The 1,757-nt window shown below is 47.1% G+C and carries 1 protein-coding gene and 1 rRNA gene; both read right to left on the reverse strand.

Annotation, left to right across the window (positions count from 1 at the left end; all coding sequences use genetic code 11):
• Positions 1 to 152 (reverse strand): 23S ribosomal RNA (locus AC1DWB_RS34605); the annotation flags it as partial.
• A 206-nt stretch (positions 153 to 358) separates the two neighbouring features.
• Positions 359 to 1,165 carry an alpha/beta hydrolase gene (locus AC1DWB_RS34610; RefSeq protein ID WP_477545603.1) on the reverse strand — a complete coding sequence of 269 codons (807 nt, stop codon included), beginning with the start codon at positions 1,163 to 1,165 and terminating at the stop codon, positions 359 to 361.
• Positions 1,166 to 1,757 lie beyond the last annotated feature (592 nt).

A 1,757-nucleotide genomic window follows, 5' to 3' on the forward strand; every position in this document is an offset into this window, starting at 1 on the left:
AGTAACAACCTATTACGGCTGCTGGGTTTCCCCATTCGGACATCCCCGGATCAAAGCCTGCTTACGGCTCCCCGAGGCATTTCGTCGTTCGCCACGTCCTTCTTCGGCTCCTAGTGCCTAGGCATCCTCCGTGCGCTCTTACTTGCTTATCCTCGATTTTCCCGAAGGAATATCGTYTCCAAGCTCACAATTGCCACTAGATTGCTCTAGTTCTCGTTATCGTTTCGCTATCCAGTTTTCAAGGAACAACTTTATTCATTTGCCTGCATCACTTCAAGTTTTTCGAAGTGTATTTTAGCGGCAAGAAATATAATATCACATAGCCTAGCAGGATGCAACCCCTAATTCAGATAAAGTTTTATTGCCCTCCAACCTCACTCCAATACCTCTTGAAAAAGGCAAGCGTATCAGGCAAATGCTCCTTCCAGTAGCTCCAATTGTGCTCGCCTGGAAACTCCTTGTACGCATGAGGATAGCTTATGGAATTCAAGTACTGATGAAACCCGGTATTTAATGGGATCAAGGAATCCTCTGTGCCGCAGTCGAAATAAAGCTCCGGCTTTTCCCCACCCTTCAGTCGCTCAGAGGCCAACAACATCAAATCATACGAACTAGCATGAGGCCCGTTCACTGGACCAAACATCCGCGGAAAAGAAGAGCGAACAAAGTCTCGATAAGGCATTTGCCTAATGCTGCCCAGTGCTCCGGATAAGCTGGAAGCGGCACCGAATAAGGCTGGATGCTTTAACGCTAGTAAGAACGCACCGTATCCTCCCATCGAATATCCACTAATTACCCGACTCTCTCTCGTGCCCAATGTCCGGAACTCTTGATCGATGAACGGAATGAGATCATGCACCATGTATTGCTCGAAATTCCCTGTCCCATCATACCAATCTGCATAAAAAGTCCCTTGGCCGTATTCTCCATCGTTCGGCATCACCACTATACACTCTTGTAGTTCTCCAGTTTCCATGAACCGAGTCACGGTCTCCTGCGCCCCGGCGTTGTTCATCCAGCTTACTTCCGTTCCATTCATACCGTGCAACAGGTAGAGAACCGGGTATCGGCGGTCAGATTGCTCATAGCTCGGTGGCAGTACCACATAACATGTTTTACGACTGAATAAAGCTGCGGAGAAGAACGAAACCGGTTTGACCGTCACGTAGTAACACCCCTTACATCAGGAAAATTTGGACTCATTCGTCCATYATACCACCTTAAGCCACCAGTAGTTCTTGCACTTAGCGACCAATACCCTCTGTCTTTCTATATAACCATAATCATCCTATTCCACACAAAATGCTCCCGGGCGGGAGTCATCCATTATCAAACTAACTGGAAAACGTCATGGTAATTCGACTCATAACTRATTTTAAATGGTATTACAAGGAAAACCTCCCGTTAATTCTCGCCATATTCGATCCTGGGTGCCATATCGCCAAATTTAACTGGAGGAAATCCCGTTAGATTCGATATATACGCTAATGAAGTAATATTAACATGAGGTTTTCCAGTTAGATGTATCGGCCGCATCCCTGAAGAGAAGCCCGATGCTGTTCAGGGTGTACGAAGTGTATCAACAGTAAGCACAAGAAAAAACTGGCCAGTGCCCGGGTCCTTGGTCGTTGTATTCAGTTTATGTAAAAAAAGCCGAGCCTCTGCATTTCTGCAAAGACTCGGCTTTGTCCGCTTGGCAACGTCCTACTCTCCCAGGACCCTGCGGTCCAAGTACCATCGGCGCTGGAGGGCTTAAC

It is taken from the genome of Paenibacillus sp. P4_E11, from assembly GCF_056401635.1.